The following is a 26,737-nucleotide window of genomic DNA, read 5'->3' as shown; positions in this document are numbered from 1 at the left end:
GGACGCCCCGGACCGCTCCGGGGCGTCCGCGGCAGCCCGCGTCACACGGCCAGCGCTTCCGCCGGCTGCGGCGCGGCGGCGGGCAGGTCCTTGCCCGACCTGTTCTTCACGAGCTCGACCTTCTCGACGAACAGTTGGAAGAGCAGCTGGCTCGCACCGAGCTCCCTGCCGTTCTTGCCGTTGTTCCCCTGCGCGATGCCCAGGCTGTACGGTTCCTTGTCCTCGGCCTTCACGCCGATGTACCCGCCCAGGGCTCCCTCGTTCGCGCTCGCGTTCTTGTAGTCCCCGCCGCTCTTGTTCGCCTTGCGGATCAGGTCGTTCTTGTAGCCCGGCCCGAGGGCCATGTGCTCCTGGTCGAAGAGGAGTTCGTGGGCGCCCGGCTTCAGGACGAACCTCAGCTGGACCGCGTAGGAAGCACCCAGGGTGTCGTAGTACCCGTCGGCCTGGCCCTGGTCGCCGAGATGGGACCCGATCGTCAGGCCCGTGAACCCGCGCTCCCTGAACTCCTTCGCCGAGCCCTCGCCGGTGGACACGTACTCCTGCAGGGCGTTGCGTGCGCTCTCGTCGCCCCAGTAGGTCAGGGCGCTGTGGGCCTCCTCGAAACTCATGGACCTGTACAGCTCCATGCGCCCGGCGGCCTCCCCCTTCTTCTTCAGCTCGGCCAGGAGGTTGGGGCCGACGGTCTTGACGATCTCGTCGATCGTGCGCGCGGGCTTGCTGGCCTTGAACTTCTTCGCGCTCGCCTTGGACGCGGCGATCTGCGCGGCCCTGTCCTTCGCGGCGCCGCTGCTGGCTCCGCCGAGTCCGGCCTTGTCCTGCCAGTACTCGACCGTCATCCGGTCCTGGGGGTTCTCGACGCGCTGCACGGACGGGCGGGCGCCGGAGGCGGGTGAAGGCGGCGCCTGGCGCTGCACGTTCGCGGCGGCGGCCCGGGAGCCGGCCGCCATCACCCGGCGGGCGTTGGCTTCCGCTTCGCGCTCGAACCGGTCCGACGGATCGGAGACCTTCAGTCCCGTCCCGTTGTCGGCGCCCGCGACGGGGCCTTGGCGCTGCTGGATGACGTGGGTGAGCTCGTGGGCGAGGGTGTGCTTGTCGTTGCCGCCGTCGCCGATGACGACGTGGCTGCCGGACGTGTAGGCGCGGGCGCCGACTTCCGCGGCGGAGGCCTTGGCGGCGCTGCCGTCGTGGATGCGGACGTCGGAGAAGTCCGCGCCGAGCCGGGATTCCATGTCGGTGCGGGTCGCGGCGTCCATGGGGCGGCCGGGGGCGCGCAGGACCTGGTGGACCGCGGACCGCTGCACAGCGGGCTGCTCCGTCCGCTGGGTCTGCCCGGCCTGCTCGTGTCCGCATCCGTCGGTGTGCCGGTGCTGTTCCCGGTCCTGGGCGTGACCGGCCCGGCGGAGCATCTGCACGACCGCGGCGTTGCCGGCACCGGCCTGCAGCGCCATCAGTCCGACGGGCGACGCCGCGTGCTGCGCGGTCGCGGCCTGCCGGGAGGACTGCGCTAACTGTTCGTCGGTCTTCCGCGCCGGGCGGGGGTGCTTGGGGCTCACGCGATCGCCTTTTCACTTCGTCGGGGCAGCCGCTCTCACGCGGCTGCCCGGCCACACCCCCGAGGGGTGGTCACCCGTCGTGACCAGGGGGTCTGAAGTATTATCAGCTACCCGGCCGACGAGAGGCCGACAACCGGCCGCAACGACGGGCAGCGTGCGCGGCCCGCTCGGCACGCACCGGCACGTGCACCCCTAGTGCTGTGGCCGGGAGGGCTTGCCGGGTCGCGGCGTCCGGTGCGGTGCATCGCAAGGCGGAGGGCCACGGCTCGTACCGGACGTACTCGCGTGGCCCGACAACGCGGCGAGGTGCCGTGCCGGGGGCCGCGACCCGGTGAACCTTCCCGGTCACAGCACTAGAGTTCAAGCCTCAGTTCCAGCCGCGGCACGTCGGTGCGCTCGATCCCGAACACCTGGGCATACAGGGACAGTTCGGCCTCCAGGGCCCGCACCATGGTGTCCGCCCGGCGGAAGCCGTGCCCCTCGCCCGCGAAGGCCAGGTACGCGTGCGGTACCGGACGCCCCCGCAGGGCGGCTAGGAGGCGCTCCGCCTGGGCGGGCGGGCAGACCGGGTCCTCCAGCCCCTGGAGCAGGAGGAACGGGGCCGTGATGCGGTCGGCGCGGGCCACCGGCGAGCGCTCGCGGGAGCGGACGGCGAGGGTCTGCGGCGGTCCGGCCAGGCCCTCGATGTAGCGGGACTCCAGGTCGTGGGTCTCCTCGGCGAAGCCCAGCAGGTCCAGGACCGGGTAGACGACCGCCGCGCAGGCGTACAGATCGGTGGCCGCCAGTGAGGCCGCCGCGGTCCAGCCTCCCGCGCTCGCGCCGCGGATGGCGAGCCGGGCCGGGTCGACGGTGCCCTCGGCGGCCAGCGCCCGCGCCACCGCCGCGCAGTCCTCCACGTCCACGACGCCCCACTGCTCGCGCAGCCGCTCCCGGTAGGCGCGGCCGTAGCCGGTGGAGCCCCCGTAGTTCACCTCCGCCACGCCGATGCCGCGGGAGGTGAAGTAGGCGATGTGCAGGTCGAGTACGGGCGGTACGTGGTCGGTGGGGCCGCCGTGCGCCCACACCACGTACGGGGGCAGTTCGTCGGCGGCGGCCCGGCAGGCCGGGTGGTGCGGCGGGTAGACGTGCGCGTGGATCTCCCGGTTGTCGGGGCCGAGGAAGGTCCGGCTCTGCGGCTCGGGGTAGTGGGCCGGGTCCACCGGGTCCACCCCCTGCGCGCCGACCACCCGGGCGTGCCCGGTGGCGGTGTCCAGTTCCACGACCTCGTACGCGCTGCGCGGGCTCGCGGCGACCCCGTACACGCGGGTGCCGCTGACGGCGAGGGTCGGCTGCCAGGCCGTCCACGGTCCGGCGGCGTCCACGAGGTCCCCGCTCTCCGGGTCGAGGATGCCGAGCACCGAGGAGCCCTGCCCGTGCAGGACGGCGAGCAGCCCCTCGGGCAGCGGGGCGAGCCAGCGCAGCCCCGGCTTCCACAGCGGGCCGCCGAACTCCTCTTCCCTGGGGCACAGGTTGACCGCGTCGCCCGTCTCCGGGTCCACTCGGTACGGGTTCCACCATCCGCTGCGGTCACTCACCGCGAGGAGGGTTCCGCCGGCCGTCCAGTCGGCCTGGGCGACGGCCTCCTCAGGGCCGCCCAGCACCGTACGGGCCCGCTCCAGCCGGCCGTCCTCCGTGACCTCGGCCACGCGCAGTTCGGTGCCGTCCCAGGGCATCCGCGGGTGGTCCCACACCAGCCAGGCCGCGTGCCGCCCGTCCGGGGAGAGCCGGGGCCCCGTGGTGAACCGGTGCCGGTCGTCGGTCAGTTCGCGTACGGCGGCCCGGTCCTCGGCCGCCGACCCGTCCAGCGGCACGGCGGCCGTCACCCGGCGCACGTCCGTCGGCGCGGGTCCGGTGAACTCCTCCAGCACGCACCAGACTTCGCGGCCGCGCAGCACCGGGTCGGCCCAGCGCAGTCCGCCGCCGACGGCGGAGACGGGGGTCAGGGGCCGCGGCCGCGCGGCGTCGCCGGGGGCGTCCGGCTCGTAGGCGTAGAGCCGCTGGTCGGCGAAGTGGACGAAGACCAGCAGCGGGCCGCCTTCGGCGCGTTCGGCTCCGGCCCAGGGCAGGCCGCCGTACTCGGTGACCCGGCTGCGCACGTCCCAGGGTGCGGGCAGGGCGGTGACGTCCCCGCCTGCGGCGCCGGCGCCGGCGGGGCGGCGCACCAGGGCCCGGCGGCCGCCCTCCCGCGGCCGGGGCTCGGTCCACCACACCTCGGTGCCGACGGTGCCCACGTACTCGGGGCGCCCGTCGTGGGAGGCGGCGAGTTCGGCGGTGATGGGTGAGGGCCAGCTGCCGTAGGGCAGGGTCGCCGCCGTCATCACCGGGCCCCCCTCACAGCGTCCGCAGCGCGTGGTCGAGGACGCGGACGCCGAAGTGCAGGGCCTCGACGGGCACCCGCTCGTCCACGCCGTGGAACAGGGACCAGTAGTCGAAGCCGGGCGGCAGCTTCAGGGGGGAGAAGCCGTAGCCGGTGATGCCGAGGCGGGAGAACTGCTTGGCGTCGGTGCCGCCCGCCATGCAGAACGGCACCACGTGCCCCTCCGGGTCGAACCGCTCGACGGACTCGCGCAGGATCCCGTAGGTCCGCCCGTTCACGGGGGCTTCGAGCGCGACCTCGCGGTGGTGGAACTCCCAGCGCACGTCGGGGCCGGTGAGCGCGTCCAGGGTGGCGATGAACTCGGCCTCGCCGCCCGGCAGCATCCGGCCGTCGACATAGGCGGTGGCCTGGCCGGGGATCACGTTCAGCTTGTAACCGGCGCTGAGCATGGTCGGGTTGGCGCTGTTGCGCACGGTCGCGTCGACGAGGGCGGCGGCCGGGCCGAGGCTGCCGAGGACCCCGTCGAGATCGAAGCCGGGGACCCGCGGATCCACCGACAGGCCCTGCAGGGCGGCCAGTTCGGTGATGCAGGCGACCACGGTGTCGGTGAGGCGGACGGGCCACTCGTACGCGCCGATCCGGGCGACGGCGGCGGCGAGCCGGGTCACGGCGTTGGCCTGGTTGGGCTTGGAGCCGTGTCCGGCGGTGCCGTGCGCGGTCAGCTTCAGCCAAGCGGTGCCGCGTTCACCGGCGGCGATCGGGTAGAGGGCCCGGCCGTCGCCGGGGTGCACGGTGAAGGCGCCGGATTCGCCGATGCCCTCGGTGCAGCCCTCGAAGAGGTGCGGGTGGTGGTCGGCGAGGAAGCCGGAGCCGTCGACCGCGCTGTCCTCCTCGTCGGCGGTGAAGGCGATCACGATGTCCCGGCGCGGCCGTACGCCGGCCCGCGCCCAGGCCCGTACGACGGCCAGCACCATCGCGTCCATGTTCTTCATGTCGACGGCCCCGCGCCCCCAGACCACGCCGTCGCGGACCTCCCCCGAAAAGGGGTCCACGCTCCACTCGGCGGGCTCGGCCGGCACCACGTCGAGGTGGCCGTGGACGAGCAGCGCCTCGGCGGCCGGGTCCGAACCGGCGATCCGGGCCACCACGTTGGTGCGGCCCGGGCTGCGCTCCAGCAAGGCCGGCTCCAGTCCGGCGGCGGCGAGCCGCTCGGCGGCGTACTCGGCGGCGGGGCGCTCGCGGCAGTCCCCGCCGCCGCGGTTGGCGGTGTCGATCCTGATGAGGCCGGAGGTGAACTCGACCGCCTCGTCGAGGGCGGTCCGGTCCACGGCGCCGGCCATGGCACGGTCCTGCGCCTGGGCGGCTACCTCGGCGGTGACTACGGGCATGTCAGCCATACTGCTCCTCCACGGCCGCGGAGACGACCGTCGTGACCGCCTTGAAGGTGCGGATCCCCTCGTACATGGTCTCGCTGCTGTACGCGACCTTGCGCTCACCGCTCCGTTCGGCGCCCGGGACCACCGTGGCCGCCAGGGCCAGGTGTTCGGCGTCGAACTCCACTTCCACGGTGTAGGGGCCGCCGCGCACGGGTTCGCGCCGGACCGCCAGGGCGGTGGCCTCCTTGGCCGCCGCGCGGATGTCGGCGGCGGTGCGGGCGGGGGTCCGGCACACGGCGGCGTAGCGCGACACGTGGTCCTTCACGGCGACGGTCACCGCGTCCGGGGCGTATCCGGCGGCGTCGGCGCAGGTCAGGTCGTCGCCGGTGACCAGGACGACCGGCACCCCGTACTCGGCGACGACGTGCGCGTTGAGCAGACCCTCGCTGGCCCGGGTCCCGTTGAGCCAGACGCCGGTGATGGAGTTGGCGAGGTAGGTGTGGGCCAGGACGCCTTCGGCGCCGGCCCCCGTGTGATAGCCGACGAAGGCGACCCCGTCGACGTCCCCGTGCTGGACTCCCTCGACCATGGAGAGCGACTTGTGCCGGCCGGTGAGCATCTCGGCGCGGGCGTCCAGCTTCTCCAGGAGCAGGTTGCGCATGGTCCAGTGGGCCTCGTTGACGAGGACCTGGTCGGCGCCGCCGTCGTAGAAGCCGAGCACGGCCGCGTTCACGTCCGAGGTGAACAGGCCCCGGCAGCGCTCCCACTGGGAGGCTCCGGGCAGCACGTCCTCGGGCCAGGTGACGCCGGTGGCGCCCTCCATGTCGGCGGAGATGAGGATCTTCATCGGGCCCCCGGTCGGTTGCGGAGACCCAGCCTAGCCCCCGGGCCCGGTCCGGGCCGGGGGCCACGCCCGGGGTCCGGCGGCTCACCGGGGCCGGGAAATCCACCCGATCCGGTGAGCCGCGGGGCGGCGCGGCGCGCCCGGGATCAGGCCTCGACTTCGGCGGCCAGGTTGGCCAGCACGGTGTCGTAGATACGGCCGAGGCCCTTGGGGGCGAAGGTGCGCTCGAAGAAGCCGCCGATGCCGCCGGCGCCGTTCCACACGGTGGTGACCACGGCCTTGGACTTGCCCTCGCCGGCCGGGGTGACCACCCAGGTGGTCACCATGGAGGAGTTGCGGTCCTTCTCGACCAGCTGGCCGTCGTTGGGCTCGCTGACCTCCAGCAGGCAGTCGCGCACGCGCTTGCTGGTGGCCTGGAGCTTCCAGCGCACCAGGGTCCCCTCGCCGTCGCCGCCCTCGCGCACCTCGTACTCGCTGAAGTGCTCGGGCAGCAGCTTCCCGCGGGTCCCGGTGTAGTCCGCCAGCGCGTCGAACACGGTCTCCGCGTCGGCCGCGATGATCCGCTCCGTGGTGGCCTCGACCTGCGCCATAGCTGTTCCTCCAGCAGTTGTGATCGCTCGTCACGCCGAAGCCAACCACCTCCGGGGCGGTCGCCCAAATCCGCTGCCGGGAAGGGCCCGCCGCCCGCCGGCGGGCGCCTCCCGCACGATCATGGGAACGTTTGTTCTATTCTCGGCGGAGACACCGAGGGAGGCGCCATGCGCTGGGAGAATCTGACCGGGGGCCCGGGCGGCCCCGCCGCGCTCTTCGGGGCCGACGCGGTCGTGACGCGCACCATCGACACCCCCGAGTTCCGCGGGATGACCTTCCACGAGGTCCGGGCCCGCTCGATCGTCAACCGGGTACCGGGGGCCTCTCGCATGCCGTTCGAATGGACGGTCAACCCCTACCGCGGGTGCAGCCACGCCTGTGTGTACTGCTTCGCCCGCAAGACCCACGGCTATCTGGACCTCGACACCGGCCTCGGCTTCGACTCGCAGATCGTCGTCAAGACCAACGCCCCCGAGCTGCTGCGCCGCGAGCTCGGCGCGCGCCGCTGGACCGGCGCGCACATCGCCATGGGCACGAACGTCGACTGCTACCAGCGCGCCGAGGGCCGCTACCGGCTGATGCCCGGGATCATCGAGGCGCTGCGCGACAGCGCGAACCCCTTCTCGATCCTCACCAAGGGCACGCTGATCCTGCGCGACCTGCCCCTGCTGCGGGAGGCCGCCGAGGTCACCGAGGTCGGGATCTCCGTCTCCGTCGGCTTCACGGACGCCGCCCTGTGGCGGACCGTCGAGCCCGGCACACCCTCTCCCGCCGCCCGGCTGAACGCCGTACGGTCGCTGACCGACGCGGGGATCGAGTGCGGCGTGTTGATGGCCCCCGTCATCCCCTTCCTCGGCGACGCGCCGGAGCAGCTGCGGGAGACCGTCCGCGCCATCGCCGCGTCCGGGGCGACCTCGGTGACACCCCTGGTACTCCATCTGCGGCCCGGGGCGCGCGAGTGGTTCACCGCGTGGCTCGGCGAGCACCACCCGCACCTGGTGGAGCGGTACGGACGGATGTACGCGGGCGGCTCCTACGCGCCCACCTGGTACCAGCGGCAGATCACCCGCCAAGTCCACGAGCTGGCGGCGGAATTCGGCATCGGCCCGAACGGGCGCGGGGCGGCCCGCCGGACCGCCGCCCCCGAGCGGCCGGTGCCCGCCGGGCCCGCCCAGCTCACCCTCCTCTGAGACCCCGCCGAGTCCCCTCACCCGTGAAAGGTCATCACATCGGGCCAATAGGCATCCCAATCCCGCTTTCCGGGCGCGGTTTCCGGGACGATTCCGCCCAGAACCCTCGGCTGGGAGGCCCCATGCTGCACCCCTTGAAGAAGCGCGCCGCTGTCCTGCTGTCGATCTCCACCGTGGCCGCCGTCGCCTCCGTCCTCGCGAGCCCGGTCCCGGCCACTTCGGCGGCTCCGGCCGTCGCCGCGCCGAAGCAGGCCGCGCTGCGCTGGACCGACTGCGCGCCCCCCCGCTACCCGACGCTCCAGTGCGCCTCCCTCAAGGTCCCCCTCGACCACGCCCGGCCCGCCGGCCGCCAGATCTCCCTCGCCCTGACCCGGGTCCCGCACACCGCCGCCGCCTCCGCCGGCCCGCTGCTGGTCAACCCCGGCGGCCCGGGCGGCAGCGGGCGCGCCCTGGCGGGCTTCGTCGCCTCCGCCCTGCCGAAGGAGGTGGCCGCCCGGTACGACGTGATCGGCTTCGACCCGCGGGGTGTCGGCAGGAGCGAGCCGGCCCTGGACTGCGGGGCGGGCCACTTCAGCCCGGTCCGGCCCGACTCCGTACCGCGCGACGCGGCGACCGAGCGGGCCAACCTGGATCGGGTGCGGTCCTTCGCCGAGTCCTGCCGGACCCGGCACGCGGACGTGCTCCCGCACATCGGCACGGTCTCCGCCGCCCGCGACATCGAGGTGCTGCGCACCGCCCTCGGCGCGGAGCGGATCAGCTACTTCGGCTACTCCTACGGAACCTACCTGGGCGCGGTGTACGCCAAGCTGCACCCGCGGCGGGTGCACCGGCTCGTACTGGATTCCGTGGTCGACCCGAGCGGGGTCTGGTACGAGGACAACCTCGCGCAGGACCGGGCCTTCGACGCCCGCCACAAGGCCTTCCTCGCCTGGGTGGCGAAGCACGACGCCGCCTACGGGCTCGGCACCGACGCGGCCGACATCGAGGAGCGCTGGTACGCCATGCGCGAGGACCTGCGCCGGACGGCCGCCGGCGGGAAGGTGGGCCCCTCCGAGCTGGAGGACACCTACATGCCGGGCGCCTACTTCAACGGCTACTGGCCGAGCCTCGCCGAGGCCTTCGCGGCGTACTCCGTGAAGAAGGACCCGAAGCCGCTGGTGGCGGCGTACGAGCGGTTCGGTGCGGTGGATCCCTCCGCGGGCAACGGCTACAGCGTCTACACCGCCGTGCAGTGCCGGGACTCGGCCTGGCCGAAGGACTGGAACCAGTGGCGCGCCGACATGTGGCGCACGCACGCCGGGGCGCCGTTCATGACCTGGAACAACGCCTGGTACAACGCCCCGTGCGCGTTCTGGCCGACGGAGCCGCTGCGGGCCCCGGACGTGGCCAACGCGGACCTGCCGCCCGCCTTGCTGCTCCAGGCGACGGAGGACGCGGCGACCCCGTTCCACGGGGCGCTCAGCATGCGGGACAAGCTGAAGGGCGCGGCCCTGGTCGTCGAGGAGGGCGGCGGGAACCACGGGATCTCGCTGAGCGGCAACAAGTGCCTGGACGAGAAGGTCGCGGCCTACCTGACGACGGGCCGGGCGGCGGACGCCACCTGCCCCGCCCAGGCCGCCCCGAAGCCGACCACGGCGACCCGCGCGGTCCCGCCCTCTGCGGGCGGCGCGGCCCTGCACGGCCTGCTCGGCTTCCGGGGCTGACGCCCGGCCGGCCGGCGGGGATGACGGCGTCGGCTCAGCACGTCGGCTCGACGACGCCGTCGAAGGCCGCCCCCGCCGCCGGGCAGCGCCGCCGATCCTGTCGGCTCAGTCGGCGCCGGCCGGTCAGCCGAGCGACCGCAGTGCCGCCGTGGCCGCCACCGCGAGGCGGGGGTGGGCCTGGGCGCGGGTCAGCAGCTCGCGGGCCCGGGGGTCGCCGAGGGCGCCGAGGCCCTCCACGCAAGCCAGCGCCACCCGCCAGTACGGGTCGTGCGGGGAGAGCAGCCGGGACAGGGTCGTCATCAGGGCCGGGGCCGACTCGGGGGCGCGCAGGGCGGTGAGCAGCCGGACGGGCTGCAGGGCGTAGGCCGTGCGCAGGCCGTTGGTGGCGAGGGCCGCCGCGGCGCGGGCGGTGCGCGGGTCGCCCAGTGCGGCCAGCGCCTCGCCGGCGGCCGCGCAGCGCGGCGGGTCGCGGTGGTTGAGCAGCAGCACCAGGGACTCGAAGGCGCGGCGGTCCCCCGCCAGCCCCAGCCGGTACGCGGCGAGTTCGCGAGCCCACAGGGGCAGCCCGGGCGTGGTCAGGGCGGCCGCCAGCTCGTCCGGGCCGGCGGCGAGCAGCGCCTCGTAGCGCGGGTGGTCCGGGGAACCGGTGGCTTCCGCCCGCAAGCGTTCCAGGACGTCGTTCACCCGGCCACCCTAGGCGGGCGGGACCGCGGCCAGGGCCTGTTCGCGGCGATTGATGATCGATGATCGATGATCGGTACATTTGGGCGGTACAGGTCACATCTCCGCGCTCTGGCGCACCAGTTACCGGCGGGTTACTGTCGTTTCAACACGTACGAGGGCGGCCTGGTGACGCAGCCGCCTCGTGCCGGTCGGTTCTGCACGACATCACGGCGTGGCCCCGGGACAGGGCGCCGCCGCTTTCGCCCTCCGGGCTCCCGCTCCTGCCGGGACCTGCCCTCGGGCTCCGCCACACGGCATTTCACGCCCTCCTCCCGCGGCCCGTCGCGCGCAGGGACACGGCATCCGCGCGCGCTGTGCGGCGCGCGCCCCCTCAGTCGTCACCCTCTTCCACTGGAGTCCCTCGATGGACCGTCAGTCCAGTCACCCCGCCCTCCAGACCATCGCCGTCGTCGGACTCGGCACGATGGGCACCGGCATCGCCGAGGTCCTCGCCCGGGCCGGCCGTGAGGTCATCGGCATCGACGTCAGCGAGACCGCCGCCCGCCGGGCCGCGGCCGCGCTGTCGGCGGCCACCGCGCGCTCCGTCACCCGGGAGCGCCTGACCGAGCAGGAGCGGGCGGACGTGCTCGCCCGCTTCCGCACCTTCACCGACCTGGGCGCCGCCGCCGAGGCCGATCTCGTCATCGAGGTCGTGCCGGAGTCGTACGAGCTCAAGCAGCAGGTGTTCCGCGAGCTCGACGCGGTCGTCCGGCCCGACACGATCCTCGCCACCGGCACCAACGCCCTGTCGGTGACCCGGCTCGCCGCCGAGTCGCAGCACCCCGAGCGGGTGCTGGGCCTGCACTTCTTCAACCCGGCCCCGGCGATGAAGCTGGTCGAGGTCGTCTCCAGCGTGCTGACCGCCCCGCCGGCCGTCGAAGCGGTCACCGGGCTGGCCCGCGAGCTCGGCAAGGAGCCGGTCGCGGTCGGCGACCGCCCCGGCTTCGTCGCCGACGGGCTGCTCTTCGGCTACCTCAACCAGGCCGCCGCGATGTACGAGGCGAAGTACGCCTCCCGTGAGGACATCGACGCGGCGATGCGGCTCGGCTGCGGTCTGCCCATGGGCCCGCTGGCGCTGCTCGACCTGATCGGCGTGGACACCGCGCGCACCGTCCTGGAGGCCATGTACGCCTCCTCCGGTGACCGGCTGCACGCCCCCGCCCCAATCCTGGGCCACCTCGCGGAGGCCGGGCTGACCGGGCAGAAGGCCGGGCGCGGCTTCTACACGTACGAGGGTCCGGGCAGCTCCGCGGTGGTCCGCGACCAGCAGACCCCGCCGCAGGAGTCCGGGCTCGGCGCCGGCCGTCCGGTCGGCTCGGTCGGCGTGGCCGGCTCGGGCACCATGGCGAGCGGGATCGCGCAGGTCTTCGCGCAGTCCGGGTTCGACGTGGTGCTGGCCGCCCGCAGCCAGGAGAAGGCGGAGGCCGCGAAGGCCGCGATAGGCAAGTCCTTGGGCCGTGCGGTGTCCAAGGGCCGGCTGACCGAGGAGGCCGCCGCGCAGACCCTGGGCCGGATCACCCCGGCCGGTTCGCTGGACGCCTTCGCCGACGTGGACCTGGCCGTGGAGGCCGTGGCCGAGGACCTCGCCGTCAAGCAGGAGCTGTTCGCGGCCCTGGACAAGGTCTGCAAGCCGGGCGCCGTGCTGGCGACGACCACCTCCTCGCTGCCGGTGATCGCGGTGGCCCGCGTGACCTCGCGCCCGCAGGACGTGATCGGCATGCACTTCTTCAACCCGGCCCCGGCGATGAAGCTGGTCGAGGTGGTCCGTACGGTCCTGACGGCCGACGACGTGCACGCCACGGTCCGCGAGATCTGCGTCAAGGTGCGCAAGCACCCGGTGGACTGCGGGGACCGGGCCGGCTTCATCGTGAACGCCCTGCTGTTCCCGTACCTCAACAACGCGATCAAGATGGTCGAGCAGCACTACGCGAGCCTCGACCAGATCGACGCGGCGATGAAGCTGGGCGGCGGGTACCCGATGGGGCCCTTCGAGCTCCTGGACGTGGTCGGCCTCGACGTCTCGCTCGCCATCGAGAAGGTCCTCCACAAGGAGTTCCGCGACCCGGGTCTGGCCCCGTCCCCGCTGCTCGAGCACCTGGTGGCCGCGGGCTGCCTGGGCCGGAAGACCGGCCGCGGATTCCGTGAGTACGCCCGCCGGTAACCCCCGGCCGGGCCACGAGCCGGATGCGTGGGGAGGGCTCCTCGGGCCCGCCGGACCCTCACGGTGGGCGAACCCTCCCGACGAGCACTGTGTGCCCAGTGCCGGCCCTCCCCCGCATCCACCCCCGTCCCACCCCCCTCGGACGCGCTCCGGCGCGCGGATGAAGTACGTTCGCTCTATGTCCCAGCCCGCCAAGACCTCGTCCCGCGCCGCCGCGGCCTCCGACGCCCAGGAGAGCACCGCCGGCACCAAAGCGGCGGCCCAGCGGCTCAAGATGCGCCGTGAGCTCGCCGCGGCCGCCATGGAGCTGTTCGCGACCAAGGGGTACGAGGCGACGACGGTCGACGAGATCGCGGCGACCGCCGGGGTGGCGCGGCGGACCTTCTTCCGGCACTTCCGGTCCAAGGAAGAGGCGATCTTCCCGGACCACGACGACACCCTGACCCGCGCCGAGGCCGTCCTCGACGTGGCCCCGGCCCACGAGCACCCGCTCGACACGGTCTGCCGCGGGATCAAGGAAGTCATGAAGATGTACGCCGCCTCGCCCGCGGTGTCGGTGGAGCGCTACCGGCTGACCCGCGAGGTGCCGGCGCTGCGGGAGCGGGAGATCGCCTCGGTGGCCCGCTACGAGCGGCTGTTCACCCGCTACCTGCTCGCCCACTTCGACGAGCAGGACCACCACGACGGCAACGACGACCCGCTGCTGGCCGAGGTGGCCGCCTCCGCGGTGGTGACCGCCCACAACCACGTGCTGCGGCGCTGGCTGCGGGCGGGCGGCCAGGGGGACGTGGAGGCACAGCTGGACCACGCCTTCTCGATCGTGCGCAAGACCTTCGGCTCGGGGATCGGCGCCGGCCGCACCCTGACCGGTACGGCGCCGGCCGCGCCGGCGGCCGTCCGTACGCAGGGCGAGGTGCTGGTGGCGGTGGCCCGGACCGACGCCCCGCTGGACGAGGTCATGCGGACCATCGAAGAGGCGCTGCGCACCGCGTAGCCGAAGCGCCGCAGCACGCGCGATCCTCGTCACACAGGGCCGCCCCCGATCCGGGGGCGGCCCTCTGCGTATGTCCGGCTTGCCCCTACTCGCCGGTAACTCTGATCGATCATCGCTCATCCGTGCAGGTCAATCGGCAATTGAGAGAAACTTTTGGCACGCGGTGCCTTGCCGGGTGACACGGGGTGCCATACGTTAAATCTTGTCCGGATGTCCCCGCGGCCCACGCCCACTCGGCACGGAACGCGCCCCGGATGCCTGCGTCACCAGGCACCGCACGCCCCACCACAGGCGTCGCCCGCACCAACGCACCAGCCGGACCGACGGCACACCCGCACCCGCTCCCCGCACCCGTTTACCCCAGCGCACCCTCATCAGCGCTAGCCGGAGGCTCTCCCGTGAAGGACATCCTGGACGCGATTCAGTCGCAGTCCGCCACTGCCGCAGACTTCGCAGCCCTGCCGCTCCCCGACTCGTACCGCGCGATCACCGTGCACAAGGACGAGGTGGAGATGTTCGCCGGGCTCACCACCCGCGAGAAGGACCCGCGCAAGTCCCTGCACCTGGACGAGGTCCCGGTTCCGGAACTCGGTCCGGGCGAGGCCCTGGTGGCCGTCATGGCCTCCTCGGTCAACTACAACTCCGTGTGGACCTCGATCTTCGAGCCGGTGTCCACCTTCAGCTTCCTCGAGCGCTACGGGCGCCTGTCGGAGCTCACCAAGCGCCACGACCTCCCGTACCACGTCATCGGTTCCGACCTCGCGGGCGTCGTGCTGCGCACCGGCCCGGGCGTCAACGCCTGGAACCCCGGCGACGAGGTCGTCGCGCACTGCCTCTCGGTCGAGCTGGAGTCCTCGGACGGCCACAACGACACGATGCTCGACCCCGAGCAGCGCATCTGGGGCTTCGAGACCAACTTCGGCGGCCTCGCCGAGATCGCCCTGGTCAAGTCCAACCAGCTGATGCCCAAGCCCGCCCACCTGACGTGGGAGGAGGCCGCCTCCCCGGGCCTGGTCAACTCCACCGCCTACCGCCAGCTGGTCTCCCGCAACGGCGCCGGCATGAAGCAGGGCGACAACGTCCTGATCTGGGGCGCCAGCGGCGGCCTCGGCTCCTACGCCACGCAGCTGCCTGGCCGGCGGCGCCAACCCGGTGTGCGTGGTGTCCAGCCGCAGAAGGCGGAGATCTGCCGGCGATGGGCGCGACCGCGATCATCGACCGCAGCGCCGAGGGCTACAAGTTCTGGAAGGACGAGGACACCCAGGACCCGAAGGAGTGGAAGCGCTTCGGCAAGCGCATCCGCGAGCTGACCGGCGGCGAGGACGTGGACATCGTCTTCGAGCACCCCGGCCGCGAGACCTTCGGCGCGAGCGTCTACGTCACCCGCAAGGGCGGCACGATCGTCACCTGCGCCTCGACGTCCGGCTACATGCACGAGTACGACAACCGCTACCTGTGGATGTCGCTCAAGCGGATCATCGGCTCGCACTTCGCGAACTACCGCGAGGCGTGGGAGGCCAACCGCCTGATCTCGAAGGGCAAGATCCACCCCACCCTCTCGAAGGTCTACTCGCTGGAGGAGACCGGCCAGGCGGCGTACGACGTCCACCGCAACCTGCACCAGGGCAAGGTCGGCGTCCTCGCCCTGGCCCCCGAGGAGGGCCTGGGCGTCCGCGACCACGAGCTCCGCGCCACGCACCTCGACGCCATCAACCGCTTCCGCAACATCTAAGGGCCAGAGGGAACGCCTGAGATGACAGAGCGCCAGAAGGACCGCCCGTGGCTCATGCGGACGTACGCCGGCCACTCCACGGCCGAGGCGTCCAACGAGCTGTACCGCCGCAACCTCGCCAAGGGCCAGACCGGCCTGTCGGTCGCCTTCGACCTGCCGACGCAGACCGGCTACGACCCCGACCACGTCCTCGCCCGCGGCGAGGTGGGCCGGGTCGGGGTCCCGGTCTCCCACCTGGGCGACATGCGGCGGCTGTTCCAGGACATACCCCTGGAGCAGATGAACACCTCGATGACGATCAACGCCACCGCCATGTGGCTGCTGGCGCTCTACCAGGTGGCCGCCGAGGAGCAGGGGGCCGACGTCTCCAAGCTCCAGGGCACCACCCAGAACGACATCGTCAAGGAGTACCTCTCGCGCGGGACGCACGTCTTCCCGCCGGGACCCTCGCTCCGCCTGACGACGGACATGATCGCGTACACGGTCAACCACATCCCGAAGTGGAACCCGATCAACATCTGCAGCTACCACCTGCAGGAGGCGGGAGCCACCCCGGTCCAGGAGATCTCGTACGCGATGTCCACCGCGATCGCGGTGCTGGACTCGGTGCGCGACTCGGGCCAGGTGCCCGAGGAGCGCTTCGGGGAGGTGGTCGCCCGTATCTCCTTCTTCGTGAACGCGGGCGTGCGCTTCATCGAGGAGATGTGCAAGATGCGCGCCTTCGGCCGCATCTGGGACCAGGTCACCCGTGAGCGCTACGGCATCGAGAACGAGAAGCAGCGCCGCTTCCGCTACGGGGTCCAGGTCAACTCCCTGGGCCTGACGGAGGCGCAGCCGGAGAACAACGTCCAGCGCATCGTCCTGGAGATGCTGGCCGTCACCCTCTCCAAGGACGCCCGCGCCCGCGCGGTGCAGCTGCCCGCCTGGAACGAGGCGCTGGGCCTGCCCCGGCCCTGGGACCAGCAGTGGTCGCTGCGCATCCAGCAGGTCCTGGCGCACGAGAGCGACCTGCTGGAGTACGAGGACATCTTCGCGGGCTCGCACGTCATCGAGGCCAAGGTCGAGTCCCTGGTGGCCGAGTGCCTGGCCGAGATCGAGCGGATCCAGGAGATGGGCGGCGCGATGGCCGCCGTCGAGTCGGGGTACCTGAAGTCCCAGCTGGTCTCCTCGCACGCCGAGCGGCGGGCGCGGATCGAGGCGGGCGAGGACAAGATCGTCGGTGTCAACTGCTTCCAGCAGACGGAGGAGAACCCGCTCACCGCCGACCTGGACGGCGCCATCATGACGGTGGACGGGGCCGTGGAGGCGCTGACCGTCGAGCGGATCGTGCGCTGGCGCGCCGAGCGCGAGGAGTCCTCGGAGCGGCAGGGCGACGGCGACCCGTTCGTCTTCCCCACCACCCGGCAGGCCCTGGAGCGCCTCAAGGAGGCCGCGGCGGGCACCGAGAACCTGATGGACGCCACCCTGGAGTGCGCGAGGGCGGGTGTCACCACCGGCGAGTGGGCGAGCGCCCTGCGGGAGGTGTTCGGCGAGTTCCGCGCGCCGACCGGGGTCTCCTCGGCCCCGGTGGCGGTCACCGCGGAGCCCGGCACGCCGATGCACGAGGTCCGCGCGAAAGTGGCCCGTACGGCCGAGGAGCTCGGCACCGGGCGGCTGCGCCTGCTGGTCGGCAAGCCCGGCCTGGACGGGCACTCCAACGGCGCCGAGCAGATCGCCGTCCGGGCCCGCGACGCCGGCTTCGAGGTGGTCTACCAGGGCATCCGGCTGACGCCCGAGGAGATCTCCTCCGCGGCGCTGGCCGAGGACGTGCACTGCGTGGGACTGTCCATCCTGTCCGGATCCCACAGCGCACTGGTCCCGGACGTCCTGGAGCGGCTGCGCACGGCGGGGGCGGGCGACATTCCCGTCATCGTCGGAGGCATCATTCCGAACGCGGATGCCGTGACGCTCAAGGCCGCCGGCGTGGCCGCCGTGTTCACGCCGAAGGACTTCGGCATCACGGAGATCATCGGACGTATCGTCGACGAGATCCGCAAAGCCAACAAACTCGCCCCGCTAGAAATCCTTGCCAGCACGGAGGTCCCCGCATGACCACGCCAGTCCACCCGGTGAACCGTCTCCGCCCGCGTCGCTCCTGCCTCGCGGTGCCGGGTTCGAACCCGCGCTTCCTGGAGAAGGCCCAGGGCCTGCCGGCCGACCAGGTCTTCCTGGACCTGGAGGACGCCTGCGCGCCGCTCGCCAAGGAAGGCGCCCGCCACACCATCGTGGACGCGCTGAACAACGGTGACTGGACGGGCAAGACCCGGGTCGTGCGCGTGAACGACTGGACGACGCACTGGACGTACCGCGACGTCATCACGGTGGTCGAGGGCGCCGGTCAGAACCTCGACTGCATCATGCTGCCGAAGGTCCAGGACGCCCAGCAGGTGGTGGCCCTCGACCTGCTGCTGACGCAGATCGAGAAGACCATGGGCTTCGAGGTCGGCAAGATCGGCATCGAGGCGCAGATCGAGAACGCCAAGGGCCTGGTGAACGTCGACGAGATCGCCGCCGCCTCCCCCCGGCTGGAGACCATCATCTTCGGCCCGGCCGACTTCATGGCCTCGATCAACATGAAGTCGCTGGTCGTGGGCATGCAGCCGCCCGGCTACGGCGCGGACGCCTACCACTACATCCTGATGCGCATCCTGATGGCCGCCCGGACGCACAACCTCCAGGCGATCGACGGCCCCTTCCTCCAGATCCGCGACGTGGACGCCTACCGCGAGGTGGCCGGCCGGGCGGCGGCGCTGGGCTTCGACGGCAAGTGGGTGCTGCATCCGGGCCAGGTCGACGCGGCCAACGAGGTCTTCTCCCCCTCGCAGGAGGACTACGACCACGCCGAGCTGATCCTCGACGCCTACGACTGGTGCACCTCGGAGGCCGGCGGCAAGAAGGGCTCCGCGATGCTCGGCGACGAGATGATCGACGAGGCCAGCCGCAAGATGGCCCTGGTCATCGCGGGCAAGGGGCGCGCGGCGGGCATGCAGCGCACCAGCAAGTTCGAGATCCCGGAGGCCTAGGACCATGCAGTTCGGACGCACGTACGAAGAGTTCGAGGTCGGGGCGGTCTACAAGCACTGGCCCGGGAAGACGGTCACGGAGTACGACGACCACCTCTTCTGTCTGCTGACCATGAACCACCACCCGCTCCACATGGACAGCAACTACGCCGAGAACACGACCGACTTCGGCAAGAACGTGGTCGTGGGCAACTACATCTACTCGCTGCTGCTCGGCATGTCCGTGCCGGACGTCTCCGGGAAGGCCATCGCCAACCTGGAGATCGAGTCCCTGCGGCACGTGGCGCCGACCTTCCACGGCGACACGATCTACGGCGAGACCACGGTCCTCGACAAGACCCCGTCGAAGTCGAAGAGCGACCGCGGCATCGTCTACGTCGAGACCAAGGGCTACAAGCAGGACGGCACCCTCGTCTGCGTCTTCCGGCGCAAGGTGATGGTCCCGACCGAGACGTACATCAAGGAGCGCGGCGGCGAGCAGCCCGGCCGCCCGCAGCTGAAGGAACAGGGGAAGTAGCCATGGCCCGACTCGCCCAGACCGCCGGGCTGACCGATGTCCAGCGGGAGATCCTCAAGACCGTCCGGGAGTTCGTCGACAAGGAGATCATCCCGGTCGCGACCGAGCTCGAGCACCGTGACGAGTACCCGCAGGCCATCGTCGACGGCCTCAAGGAGCTCGGCCTCTTCGGCCTGATGATCCCGGAGGAGTACGGCGGCCTGGGTGAGTCGCTGCTCACCTACGCGCTGTGCGTCGAGGAGATAGCGCGGGGCTGGATGTCCGTCTCGGGCATCATCAACACGCACTTCATCGTGGCGTACATGCTCAAGCAGCACGGCACGCAGGAGCAGAAGGACCACTTCCTCCCGCGCATGGCGCTGGGCGAGGTGCGCGGCGCGTTCTCGATGTCCGAGCCGGCACTGGGCTCCGACGTGTCGGCCATCACGTCCAAGGCGGTGCAGGACGGCGACGAGTACGTCCTGAACGGCCAGAAGATGTGGCTGACGAACGGCGGCAGCTCCACACTGGTGGCCGTTCTGGTGCGAAGTGACGAAGGACACCCCGAGGGCACGGCGCCCCACAAGTCGATGACGACCTTCCTTGTCGAGAAGGAGCCGGGCTTCGGTGAGGTCCGTCCGGGCCTGACCATCCCCGGCAAGATCGACAAGATGGGCTACAAGGGCGTCGACACGACCGAGCTCATCATGGACGGACTGCGCATTCCGGCCAATCGGGTCCTCGGAGGCCAGACGGGCCGAGGGTTTTACCAAATGATGGACGGCGTCGAGGTCGGCCGCGTCAACGTGGCGGCGCGTGGCTGCGGTGTCGCTCAGCGTGCTTTCGAACTGGGTGTCTCGTATGCCCAGCAACGTCACACTTTCGGCAAGCCGATCGCGGAACACCAGGCCATCCAGTTCAAGCTGGCCGAGATGGCTACCAAGGTCGAAGCCGCCCATGCGATGATGGTTAACGCAGCACGCAAAAAGGACTCCGGGGAACGAAACGACCTCGAAGCGGGGATGGCGAAGTACCTCGCCTCCGAGTACTGCAAGGAGGTGGTGGAGGACGCCTTCCGTATCCATGGCGGCTACGGGTTCTCCAAGGAGTACGAGATCGAGCGCCTCTACCGGGAGGCTCCGATGCTGCTCATCGGTGAAGGTACCGCCGAGATCCAGAAAATGATCATCGGGCGACGCCTGCTCGAGGAGTACCGACTCCAGGGCTGAAAGTCCCTTTTGCGGCGGATCATCCACCGATTCGCCGCGAAAGAGTCACTAGCAGTCACTGGCTGACGGACATCGACTCGGCTTCTGGCTTGCCCAGTTGTTGCGCGCAACCGATAGCATTCCAGTAAAGCCGCCGTCCCGTCCCCCCGTTTGCGGCGCGGCAATCACCCGCTACGAAGGTCATCCATGCCCCACAGCCAAACCTCTGCACCTCGCGACAGCCTCCGTGGCGTACGCCTCGCGCGCGGAGCATCGCCGTGGCTTCTGCCGACCCTCGCCACCGCGGCGCTCAGCCTGACCCGGGCTCGCAAGTCCGGGCGCTGGGCCGCGGCGGCCGTGCCCACCACCGCGCTCGCGGCGGGCATGCTGTGGTTCTTCCGCGACCCCGAGCGCGAGATCGCCCAAGGCCGTGTCATCTCGCCCGCCGACGGTGTGGTGCAGAGCATCATGCCGTGGAAGGACGGACGCACCCGCGTCGCGATCTTCATGAGCCCGCTGAACGTCCACGTCAACCGCGCGCCCCTCGCGGGCACGGTGACGTCCGTGGAGCACATCCCCGGCGGGTTCGTCCCGGCGTTCAACAAGGAGAGCGAGAACAACGAGCGCGTTGTCTGGCACTTCGACACCGAGCTCGGCGACATCGAGATGGTGCAGATCGCCGGCGCAGTCGCCCGGCGCATCGTTCCGTACCTGCCGGCCGGTACCAAGGTCGAGCAGGGCGAGCGCATCGGTCTGATCCGCTTCGGCTCCCGCGTCGACATCTACCTCCCCGAGGGCGTCGAGGTCGCGGTCGAGGTCGGTCAGGCCACCACCGCGGGGGTGACACGAATTGACCGTGACTGACCCTGAGACTCCGGCATCCGGCTGGGTGCCCGAGCCCGCCGAGGAGGAGTCCGCCGAGGACGACATGCCGCTCTCGCTGCGGCTGTCGATAGCGGACACCCTCACTCTCGGCAATGCGACGTGCGGATTCATGGCGGTGTACTTCACCACCACCGGAATCCTCATCCCGCACCTCACCGGCAGTGGCGAGTCGGGCATGGCCCGCAACAGCGCCGCGACGGCAGTGATACTGATGCTGCTCGCCGCGGTCTTCGACCTCTTCGACGGCATCGTGGCCCGCAAGCTGCGCAGCTCGCCGATGGGCGCCGAGCTGGACAACCTGTCCGACCTGATCAGCTTCGGCCTGGCTCCCGCGTACTTCGTGCTCGTCTACGGCATGGTCGCCGACGACGCGGTGCAGAAGATGTCGGCGCTGGCCGCGATCGTGGTGCTGCTGGCCGTGGTGCTCAGACTCGCGAGATTCAGCTGCGTGACGATGAAGGACGGCATGTTCCAGGGCATGCCGAGCCCCTTCGGCGCGCTCACGGTCGTGTCGATCGTGCTGCTGGAGCTGCCGTTCGTCCCGACGCTGCTCGCGATCATCGGGGTGGCCTGGCTGATGGTGAGCCGGGTCGAGTACCCCAAGCCGCGGGGTGTCCTCGCGGTGGCGATGCTCTGCTGGATCATCGGTGCGATGGGGCTGCTGGCGGCCTGGGCGTTCGACGCCCCGGGCGGACAGCTGCTGCTCCAGACCGGCTGCGCGCTGCAGATCGCGATGGCGGCGACGATTCCGCTGTTCGCGACGACCCGGCGGGCGAACACCTTCCGGCACAACCGTCGCGAGGCCCGCGCCACGACGCTGCGCTGAGCTCGACGTGTGAGAGGGCCCCGGACGCCAGTGGCGTCCGGGGCCCTCTCGTCGTGTGCGGCGGGTCAGCCGGCCGGGGTGTAGGACTGGGCCGCGGGGGCCACCGCGGCTTCCTTGATCACCTTCAGGCCGCCCGGGGTCTGGCCGTCCGGTTTCATGATCACGCTGTGCCGGGTGGAGGGGGCCTTCGGGTCCGAGAAGTCGTGGGTGATGCCGAAGCCGCTGTCGTAGGACTTCAGGGTCAGCAGGGCCTTGCCGACGCCCTCCCGGGTGAGGTCCTTGTCCGCGCAGGCCTTCTTCAGGGCCTCGCCGTAGACCGCGGCGGCCGTGTAGCCGGCCACCACCCCGTTGTCGAGCCCCGCGTCCGGATAGGCCGCCTTGTAGGCCGAGGCCAGGGCCGCCGGACCCGCCTCCGGGGAGCCGATGGGGAGGCTGGACGCCGCGACGTAGTAGTCCTTCTGCAGGGCCGCGCCCGCCGGGGTGGCGAGCAGCTGGGGGGAGAAGGCCGAGTTGTTGCCGACCACGGGCACGTTCCAGCCGCCCGCAGCGGCGACCCCGACCAGCGAGGCCGCCTGCCGGGGCCCGGCGCTGATCACCACGGCCTTGACCCCCGCCTGCTTGAGCGCTGCCACCTGCGCGGACATGTCGTTGTCGGTGGGCTTGATCTTCTGCTCCACGACGGTGAGCCCGGCCTCCTTGGCCGCGTGCTTGGCCCCGGCCAGGGCGTTCTCGCCGTAGTCCCCCTCGAAGTACACGTGCCCGATCTTGTCCCCGGAGGCGATGCGCTTCTGGTCGAGGAGGTAGCCGATGGCGTTGACCGTCTCGATGTCGTACGTGGCGCCCACCGTGCGGATGGCCGGGCTGCCCAGCAGCGAGGCGGACCAGGCCTGCGGGATGACCAGGCCCTTGTCCTGGCCGTCGATGCGGTCCTCGACGGCGGCGACGAACGGGGAGCCGATGAACTGGGCGAAGCCGAGCACCTCGGGCTCCAGCTCGGTGTAGCCCGCGAGGGCCTTCTGCGGGTCGTAGCCGTGGTCGCGGACCGTCAGCTCCAGCTGCCGGCCGCAGATCCCGCCCGCGGCGTTGGCCTGCTTGACCCAGAGCTGCTGGGCCTGGGTGACGCTCTTGCCGAGGGAGGCGTAGACGCCGGTCATGTCGGTGAGGGCGCCGAGCCGGATGGCGGTGGCGGTGACCCCCTTGCCGGTCTTGACCCCGCCCTCGGCCTGCTTGTCCTCGGTGCCGGTGCCGGCCTTGCCGCTGCATCCGGCGGCGCCGGCCAGGAGGAGCGCGGCCGCGAGGGCCGCCGTACCGAGTCGCGCTCGCTTGTCCGTACCGGGTCTGATCACGCTGACTCCTTCGGAGGTCGGATCCGGGCGAGGCCGCCCGGGAGGAACAGGACGACGGCGACGACGGCCGCGCCGTACAGGTAGCGCGACGCCTCGCCCGGGGAGACCCCGCCGGCGCCCGGGGCGGCGACGAGGGGCAGGGCGTCGCTGTATCGGGTGAGCAGCTGGGGCAGCAGGGAGACGAAGGCGGCGCCGATGACGGCGCCCGACACCGTGCCGAGCCCGCCGATCACGATCATGGCGAGGTATTCGAGGGACAGGACCATGCCGAAGTAGTCGGGCACGGTGCGCTGGAAGACCAGGGCGAGGAGCACCCCCGCGAGGCCCGCGTACATGGAGGACAGGACGAAGACGGCGGCGCGGTAGCGGGCCACCGGCACGCCCATGACACCCGCGGCGATGGAGTGGTCGCGGATGGCGTTCATGGCGCGGCCCGGACGCCCCCGCAGGATGCCGCGGGCGAAGAGGGCGCAGGCCAGGAGCGCGGCGAGGGCGAGATACCAGAGCTTCTCGGCGGACTGGAAGGGGACGGTGGCGATCACCGTCCGGGTGTCGTCGAAGGTGATCCCGAGCAGGGAGAGGGGTTCGACGGCGCGGCCGTTGAAGCCGCCGGTGAGGGGGGTGGCGTTGAACAGGACGTGCTGGCCGATGAAGATCAGGGCGAGGGTGGCGATGCCGAGGTAGGCCCCGCGCAGCCGGCCGGCGATCGGGCTGAAGAGCCCGCCGGCGGCTCCGGCGAGGGCGACGGCGAGCACGGCCGCGAGCCAGCTGGGCAGGCCGAGGCCGACGAGTTCGTGGCCGCCGGAGCGTCCGCCGTCGCCGGCCAGCGCGCAGTAGCCGTACGCGCCGACGGCGAGGAAGAAGGCGTGCCCCATGGACAGCTGGCCGGTGGCGCCGGTGAGCAGGTTGAGGCCGATGGCCCCGATGCCCGCGGCGATGGCGAACAGCCCGGCCTGGAGCCAGAACCGCTCCAGGTAGAAGGGCAGCGCGAGGAGCACGACGGCGCCGGCGGTCCACAGAACCAGGCGCACCGGGGCCGGCCGCCGCAGGGCCGGGCGGGCCGGGGCGGGGCGCCGCGGGATCGGGCGCGGGGTGTCAGACACGGGCGGGCTCCTTCGTGCCGAAGAGGCCCGCCGGGCGCAGCAGCAGCACCACGACCATGACCAGGTAGGGGGCGAGGTCGCCGATGCCGCGGCCGAGGAAGGCGAGCTGGCCCTGGTAGCCGGTGGCCATGGCCTCGGTGACGCCGACGATCAGGCCCCCCGCGAGGGCTCCGGTGGTGGAGTCCAGGCCGCCTAGGATGGCCGCCGGGAAGGCCTTGAGGGCGGCCAGCGAGGTGGCCCGTTCCAGGCCGGGGGTGGGGAAGACGGTGAGGAAGAGCGCGGCCACGGCGGCCAGGGCCCCGGCGACCGCCCACGCCGCCAGGGAGACCCGGCCGAGCCGGACGCCCATCAGCGCGGCGGTCTCCGGCTTCTCGGCGGCGGCGCGCATGGCCACCCCCCAGGCCGTGTACCGGAAGAGCAGCAGGAACGCGCCGATCAGGACGGCGGCGGAGACGAAGGCCGCGATCCGGGTCTGCGGGAGGGTGACCGGGCCGAGGTGGACCACGGCGTCGCCCCACGGGTCGCCGAGGGCGAGGACGTCCGTACCGATGCGGCGGGTGAGGTCGGTGGTGATCAGGATGTCCACGCCGATGGTGACGATGGCGAGGACGCTCTGGTCCTGTCCGCGGTAGCGGCGCATGACCAGGAACTCGACGCCGGCGCCGACGGCGGCGGCGGCGCCGACTCCGACGGCCAGGGCGGGCCAGAAGCCGATGTCCTCGTGCAGGACGGCGGTGACCCAGCCGCCCGCGAGGAGGAGCGAGGCGTGGGCGAAGTTGACGACTTCGGTGGCCTTGAAGATCACCACGAAGCCGAGTGCGATCAGGGCGTACACGGAGCCCATGGACAGGCCGCCGAGCAGCAGTTCCAGGAAGGTGGTCACGCGGCCGGGTCCTCCTCGCCGAGGTAGGCGCGCACGACCGCCGGGTCGCTCTGCACCTGGGCGGGGGTCCCGCCGCCGATCCGTCTGCCGAAGTCGAGTACGGTCACCGCGTCCGCGAGCCGCATCACCACCCCCATGTCGTGTTCGACCAGCACGATCGATATGCCGAGGCCGTCGCGGACGCCGGCGATGACGGCGGCGGTGCGCTGCCGTTCGTCGGCCGTCATCCCGGCGACGGGTTCGTCGAGGAGGAGCAGCCGGGGCTCCATGCACAGGGCCCGGGCCAGCTCGACGAGTTTCTGTTTCCCGTACGGGAGGGAGCCCGCGGGCGCGGCCAGGTCGGCCTCCAGGCCGACGAAGGCGGCGATCTCGCGGACCCGTTCGCGGTGCCGGCGGTCCTCGCGGACGGCGGCCGGCAGCCGGAGCCCGGCCGCGAGGAACCCGGACCGCATCAGCCGGTGGCGGCCGAGCAGCAGGCTGTCGGCGACCGTGGTGTGCGGGGGCAGGGCCAGGTTCTGGAAGGTGCGGGCGATGCCGAGCGCGGCGACGGCGTGCGGGGCCAGGCCGGTCAGCTCGGCGGCGCCGAAGCGGACGCTGCCCGCCGCGGCCCGGTAGACCCCGGAGAGCACGTTGAAGCAGGTGGACTTGCCCGCGCCGTTGGGGCCGATGACGGCGTGCAGGCTGCCGGGCTCGACGGTGAAGGAGACGCCGTCGAGGGCCGTGAGGCCGGCGAATCGCACGGTGACGTCGGTGACGGTGAGCGGGGGCGTTCCCGTCATGCGGACCACCTGCGCAGGGTGGGGGCCGCATGCGCGGGCGGGGCGTCCTCGGCGGTGATGCCGAGGTAGCGGCGGCGTACCTCGTCCGAGGCGGCCAGGTCGGCGGCCGGGCCGGACAGGGTGACCTCGCCGACCTCCAGGACGTACGCGTGGGAGGCCAGCCGCAGCGCGAGGGCCGCGTTCTGCTCCACCAGCAGCACCGAGGTGCCGGAGGCGTTGATCTCGGTGATGGTCGCGGCGATCGTCGCGGCCATCTTCGGGGCGAGGCCCAGGGAGGGCTCGTCCAGGAGCAGCAGCCGGGGGCGGGCCATCAGGGCGCGGCCGAGGGCCAGCATCTGCTGCTCTCCGCCGGAGAGCAGGCCGGCCCGCTGCCGGGCGCGTTTGGCGAGGACCGGGAAGAGTTCGTGGACGCGGGCCAGCGAGCGGGCGGTGTCGGCCCGGGAGCCGGCCCGTGCCCCGAGGGCGCCGGCCCGCAGGTTGTCCGCGACGCTCATCCGGGCGAACACCTGCCGCCCTTCCGGGACTTGCACCACCCCCGCGGCCACCGCCCGGGCGGGCGCGAGTCCGTCCAGCGGCGTGCCGTCGAAGGTCACGCCGCCCCCGGTGACGGCGCCGCGGTGAAAGGCGAGCGTGCGGGACACCGCCCGCAGCAGGGTCGTCTTTCCCGCGCCGTTCCCGCCGAGGACGACGACCACGGCGCCTTCGGGTACGTCGAGCGACACGGCGCGCAGCGCCCGGACCGGCCCGTAGCCGACGGACAGCTCGCGCACTTGGAGCGAGGCCACTACTTCCCCTCCCACTGCCAGGCCCTGTTCGGGCGTTGTGCTGGCGCACAGACCAGCACCGGGCGGGGCCGGGCGTCCACGGCCCGAAGCGGAATCGCTGCCGATGACCAGCCGTGGGTGGGGTCCGGTTGTGCAGTGGCA

The 26,737-nt window shown here is 72.1% G+C and carries 21 protein-coding genes and 1 pseudogene; 11 read left to right on the top strand and 11 right to left on the bottom strand.

What is annotated here, in order from left to right; translation table 11 throughout:
• Positions 1 to 41: 41 nt before the first annotated feature.
• The 5 genes from BGK67_RS27785 to BGK67_RS27765 form a co-directional block, all read right to left on the bottom strand.
• Positions 42 to 1,553: an eCIS core domain-containing protein gene (locus BGK67_RS27785; RefSeq protein ID WP_069922640.1), complete on the bottom strand. Its 1,512-nt coding sequence runs from the start codon at positions 1,551 to 1,553 to the stop codon at positions 42 to 44.
• A 353-nt stretch (positions 1,554 to 1,906) separates the two neighbouring features.
• On the bottom strand, positions 1,907 to 3,910 hold the full coding sequence (locus tag BGK67_RS27780; protein ID WP_069922639.1) for a S9 family peptidase: 2,004 nt from the start codon (positions 3,908 to 3,910) through the stop codon (positions 1,907 to 1,909).
• A gap of 13 nt (positions 3,911 to 3,923) precedes the next feature.
• Positions 3,924 to 5,249 carry a M20/M25/M40 family metallo-hydrolase gene (locus BGK67_RS27775; RefSeq protein ID WP_069924152.1) on the bottom strand — a complete coding sequence of 442 codons (1,326 nt, stop codon included), beginning with the start codon at positions 5,247 to 5,249 and terminating at the stop codon, positions 3,924 to 3,926.
• 49 nt (positions 5,250 to 5,298) lie between these two features.
• Positions 5,299 to 6,132, bottom strand: a complete 834-nt coding sequence (locus BGK67_RS27770; protein WP_069922638.1) for a M55 family metallopeptidase — start codon at positions 6,130 to 6,132, stop codon at positions 5,299 to 5,301.
• A 143-nt stretch (positions 6,133 to 6,275) separates the two neighbouring features.
• A complete protein-coding gene (locus BGK67_RS27765; RefSeq protein WP_069922637.1) occupies positions 6,276 to 6,719 on the bottom strand; it encodes an SRPBCC family protein in 444 nt (147 codons plus the stop codon).
• Between the two features lie 168 nt (positions 6,720 to 6,887).
• Between BGK67_RS27765 and BGK67_RS27760 the strand changes: the two genes are divergently transcribed.
• Both BGK67_RS27760 and BGK67_RS27755 read left to right on the top strand, forming a co-directional pair.
• The gene (locus BGK67_RS27760) at positions 6,888 to 7,910 is read left to right on the top strand and encodes an Rv2578c family radical SAM protein (RefSeq protein ID WP_069922636.1); all 1,023 of its coding nucleotides are present in this window, start codon (positions 6,888 to 6,890) and stop codon (positions 7,908 to 7,910) included.
• Positions 7,911 to 8,032: 122 nt separating this feature from the next.
• The gene (locus BGK67_RS27755) at positions 8,033 to 9,613 is read left to right on the top strand and encodes an alpha/beta hydrolase (RefSeq protein ID WP_107488870.1); all 1,581 of its coding nucleotides are present in this window, start codon (positions 8,033 to 8,035) and stop codon (positions 9,611 to 9,613) included.
• Between the two features lie 123 nt (positions 9,614 to 9,736).
• Here the strand turns inward: BGK67_RS27755 and BGK67_RS27750 are convergent, their stop codons facing one another.
• Complete coding sequence (locus tag BGK67_RS27750) at positions 9,737 to 10,297, bottom strand: HEAT repeat domain-containing protein (protein ID WP_069922635.1); 561 nt, start codon at positions 10,295 to 10,297, stop codon at positions 9,737 to 9,739.
• Between the two features lie 403 nt (positions 10,298 to 10,700).
• Here BGK67_RS27750 and BGK67_RS27745 point away from each other — a divergent pair, with 403 nt between their 5' ends.
• The 9 genes and pseudogenes from BGK67_RS27745 (at position 10,701) to pssA (ending at position 21,700) form a co-directional block, all read left to right on the top strand.
• A complete protein-coding gene (locus tag BGK67_RS27745) occupies positions 10,701 to 12,497 on the top strand; it encodes a 3-hydroxyacyl-CoA dehydrogenase family protein (protein ID WP_069922634.1) in 1,797 nt (598 codons plus the stop codon).
• A 178-nt stretch (positions 12,498 to 12,675) separates the two neighbouring features.
• Positions 12,676 to 13,491, top strand: coding sequence for a TetR family transcriptional regulator (locus BGK67_RS27740; RefSeq protein WP_208948758.1), 816 nt, complete (start codon positions 12,676 to 12,678; stop codon positions 13,489 to 13,491).
• A gap of 202 nt (positions 13,492 to 13,693) precedes the next feature.
• A pseudogene (ccrA, locus tag BGK67_RS27735) lies at positions 13,694 to 15,223 on the top strand (crotonyl-CoA carboxylase/reductase).
• A gap of 21 nt (positions 15,224 to 15,244) precedes the next feature.
• On the top strand, positions 15,245 to 17,314 hold the full coding sequence (locus BGK67_RS27730) for a protein meaA (RefSeq protein WP_069922632.1): 2,070 nt from the start codon (positions 15,245 to 15,247) through the stop codon (positions 17,312 to 17,314).
• Positions 17,311 to 18,285 carry an HpcH/HpaI aldolase/citrate lyase family protein gene (locus BGK67_RS27725; protein WP_069922631.1) on the top strand — a complete coding sequence of 325 codons (975 nt, stop codon included), beginning with the start codon at positions 17,311 to 17,313 and terminating at the stop codon, positions 18,283 to 18,285. The genes BGK67_RS27730 and BGK67_RS27725 overlap by 4 nt, the downstream gene beginning before the upstream one ends.
• A 4-nt stretch (positions 18,286 to 18,289) precedes the next feature.
• Positions 18,290 to 18,802, top strand: a complete 513-nt coding sequence (locus tag BGK67_RS27720) for a MaoC family dehydratase (protein ID WP_008737905.1) — start codon at positions 18,290 to 18,292, stop codon at positions 18,800 to 18,802.
• Between the two features lie 2 nt (positions 18,803 to 18,804).
• Positions 18,805 to 20,010, top strand: coding sequence for an acyl-CoA dehydrogenase family protein (locus BGK67_RS27715; protein WP_069922630.1), 1,206 nt, complete (start codon positions 18,805 to 18,807; stop codon positions 20,008 to 20,010).
• A 186-nt stretch (positions 20,011 to 20,196) separates the two neighbouring features.
• The gene (locus BGK67_RS27710) at positions 20,197 to 20,853 is read left to right on the top strand and encodes a phosphatidylserine decarboxylase (protein ID WP_069922629.1); all 657 of its coding nucleotides are present in this window, start codon (positions 20,197 to 20,199) and stop codon (positions 20,851 to 20,853) included.
• Positions 20,840 to 21,700 (top strand): CDP-diacylglycerol--serine O-phosphatidyltransferase, encoded by an 861-nt coding sequence (gene pssA, locus BGK67_RS27705; RefSeq protein WP_208948757.1) that lies wholly within the window; start codon positions 20,840 to 20,842, stop codon positions 21,698 to 21,700. The genes BGK67_RS27710 and pssA overlap by 14 nt, the downstream gene beginning before the upstream one ends.
• Positions 21,701 to 21,765: 65 nt before the next feature.
• Here the strand turns inward: pssA and BGK67_RS27700 are convergent, their stop codons facing one another.
• From BGK67_RS27700 to BGK67_RS27680, 5 genes are read right to left on the bottom strand one after another with little or no spacing between them, the layout of a single operon-like run.
• Positions 21,766 to 23,046 (bottom strand): ABC transporter substrate-binding protein, encoded by a 1,281-nt coding sequence (locus BGK67_RS27700; protein ID WP_432215486.1) that lies wholly within the window; start codon positions 23,044 to 23,046, stop codon positions 21,766 to 21,768.
• Positions 23,043 to 24,149 carry a branched-chain amino acid ABC transporter permease gene (locus tag BGK67_RS27695; protein ID WP_079154411.1) on the bottom strand — a complete coding sequence of 369 codons (1,107 nt, stop codon included), beginning with the start codon at positions 24,147 to 24,149 and terminating at the stop codon, positions 23,043 to 23,045. The genes BGK67_RS27700 and BGK67_RS27695 overlap by 4 nt, the downstream gene beginning before the upstream one ends.
• Entirely contained in the window at positions 24,142 to 25,032 is an 891-nt protein-coding gene (locus BGK67_RS27690) for a branched-chain amino acid ABC transporter permease (RefSeq protein WP_069922627.1), read from the bottom strand. The genes BGK67_RS27695 and BGK67_RS27690 overlap by 8 nt, the downstream gene beginning before the upstream one ends.
• The gene (locus tag BGK67_RS27685; protein ID WP_069922626.1) at positions 25,029 to 25,811 is read right to left on the bottom strand and encodes an ABC transporter ATP-binding protein; all 783 of its coding nucleotides are present in this window, start codon (positions 25,809 to 25,811) and stop codon (positions 25,029 to 25,031) included. The genes BGK67_RS27690 and BGK67_RS27685 overlap by 4 nt, the downstream gene beginning before the upstream one ends.
• Positions 25,808 to 26,596 carry an ABC transporter ATP-binding protein gene (locus BGK67_RS27680; RefSeq protein ID WP_069922625.1) on the bottom strand — a complete coding sequence of 263 codons (789 nt, stop codon included), beginning with the start codon at positions 26,594 to 26,596 and terminating at the stop codon, positions 25,808 to 25,810. Before BGK67_RS27680 ends, BGK67_RS27685 begins: the two co-directional genes overlap by 4 nt.
• Positions 26,597 to 26,737: the final 141 nt, after the last annotated feature.

The organism is Streptomyces subrutilus, from assembly GCF_001746425.1.
GTDB lineage: Bacteria > Actinomycetota > Actinomycetes > Streptomycetales > Streptomycetaceae > Streptomyces > Streptomyces subrutilus_A.
The sequence above is the reverse complement of the archived record's forward strand: the minus strand, read 5'-3'. Positions and strand labels throughout refer to the sequence as shown.

Coding starts and splice junctions, on each gene's coding strand:
- BGK67_RS27685 (WP_069922626.1), bottom strand. CDS start 25,811: ATGACGGGAACGCCCCCGCTCACCGTCACCGACGTCACCGTGCGATTC.
- BGK67_RS27765 (WP_069922637.1), bottom strand. CDS start 6,719: ATGGCGCAGGTCGAGGCCACCACGGAGCGGATCATCGCGGCCGACGCG.
- BGK67_RS27730 (WP_069922632.1), top strand. CDS start 15,245: ATGACAGAGCGCCAGAAGGACCGCCCGTGGCTCATGCGGACGTACGCC.
- BGK67_RS27775 (WP_069924152.1), bottom strand. CDS start 5,249: ATGGCCGGCGCCGTGGACCGGACCGCCCTCGACGAGGCGGTCGAGTTC.
- BGK67_RS27740 (WP_208948758.1), top strand. CDS start 12,676: ATGTCCCAGCCCGCCAAGACCTCGTCCCGCGCCGCCGCGGCCTCCGAC.
- BGK67_RS27770 (WP_069922638.1), bottom strand. CDS start 6,132: ATGAAGATCCTCATCTCCGCCGACATGGAGGGCGCCACCGGCGTCACC.
- BGK67_RS27725 (WP_069922631.1), top strand. CDS start 17,311: ATGACCACGCCAGTCCACCCGGTGAACCGTCTCCGCCCGCGTCGCTCC.
- BGK67_RS27755 (WP_107488870.1), top strand. CDS start 8,033: ATGCTGCACCCCTTGAAGAAGCGCGCCGCTGTCCTGCTGTCGATCTCC.
- BGK67_RS27745 (WP_069922634.1), top strand. CDS start 10,701: ATGGACCGTCAGTCCAGTCACCCCGCCCTCCAGACCATCGCCGTCGTC.
- BGK67_RS27760 (WP_069922636.1), top strand. CDS start 6,888: ATGCGCTGGGAGAATCTGACCGGGGGCCCGGGCGGCCCCGCCGCGCTC.
- BGK67_RS27780 (WP_069922639.1), bottom strand. CDS start 3,910: ATGACGGCGGCGACCCTGCCCTACGGCAGCTGGCCCTCACCCATCACC.
- BGK67_RS27710 (WP_069922629.1), top strand. CDS start 20,197: ATGCCCCACAGCCAAACCTCTGCACCTCGCGACAGCCTCCGTGGCGTA.
- BGK67_RS27715 (WP_069922630.1), top strand. CDS start 18,805: ATGGCCCGACTCGCCCAGACCGCCGGGCTGACCGATGTCCAGCGGGAG.
- BGK67_RS27720 (WP_008737905.1), top strand. CDS start 18,290: ATGCAGTTCGGACGCACGTACGAAGAGTTCGAGGTCGGGGCGGTCTAC.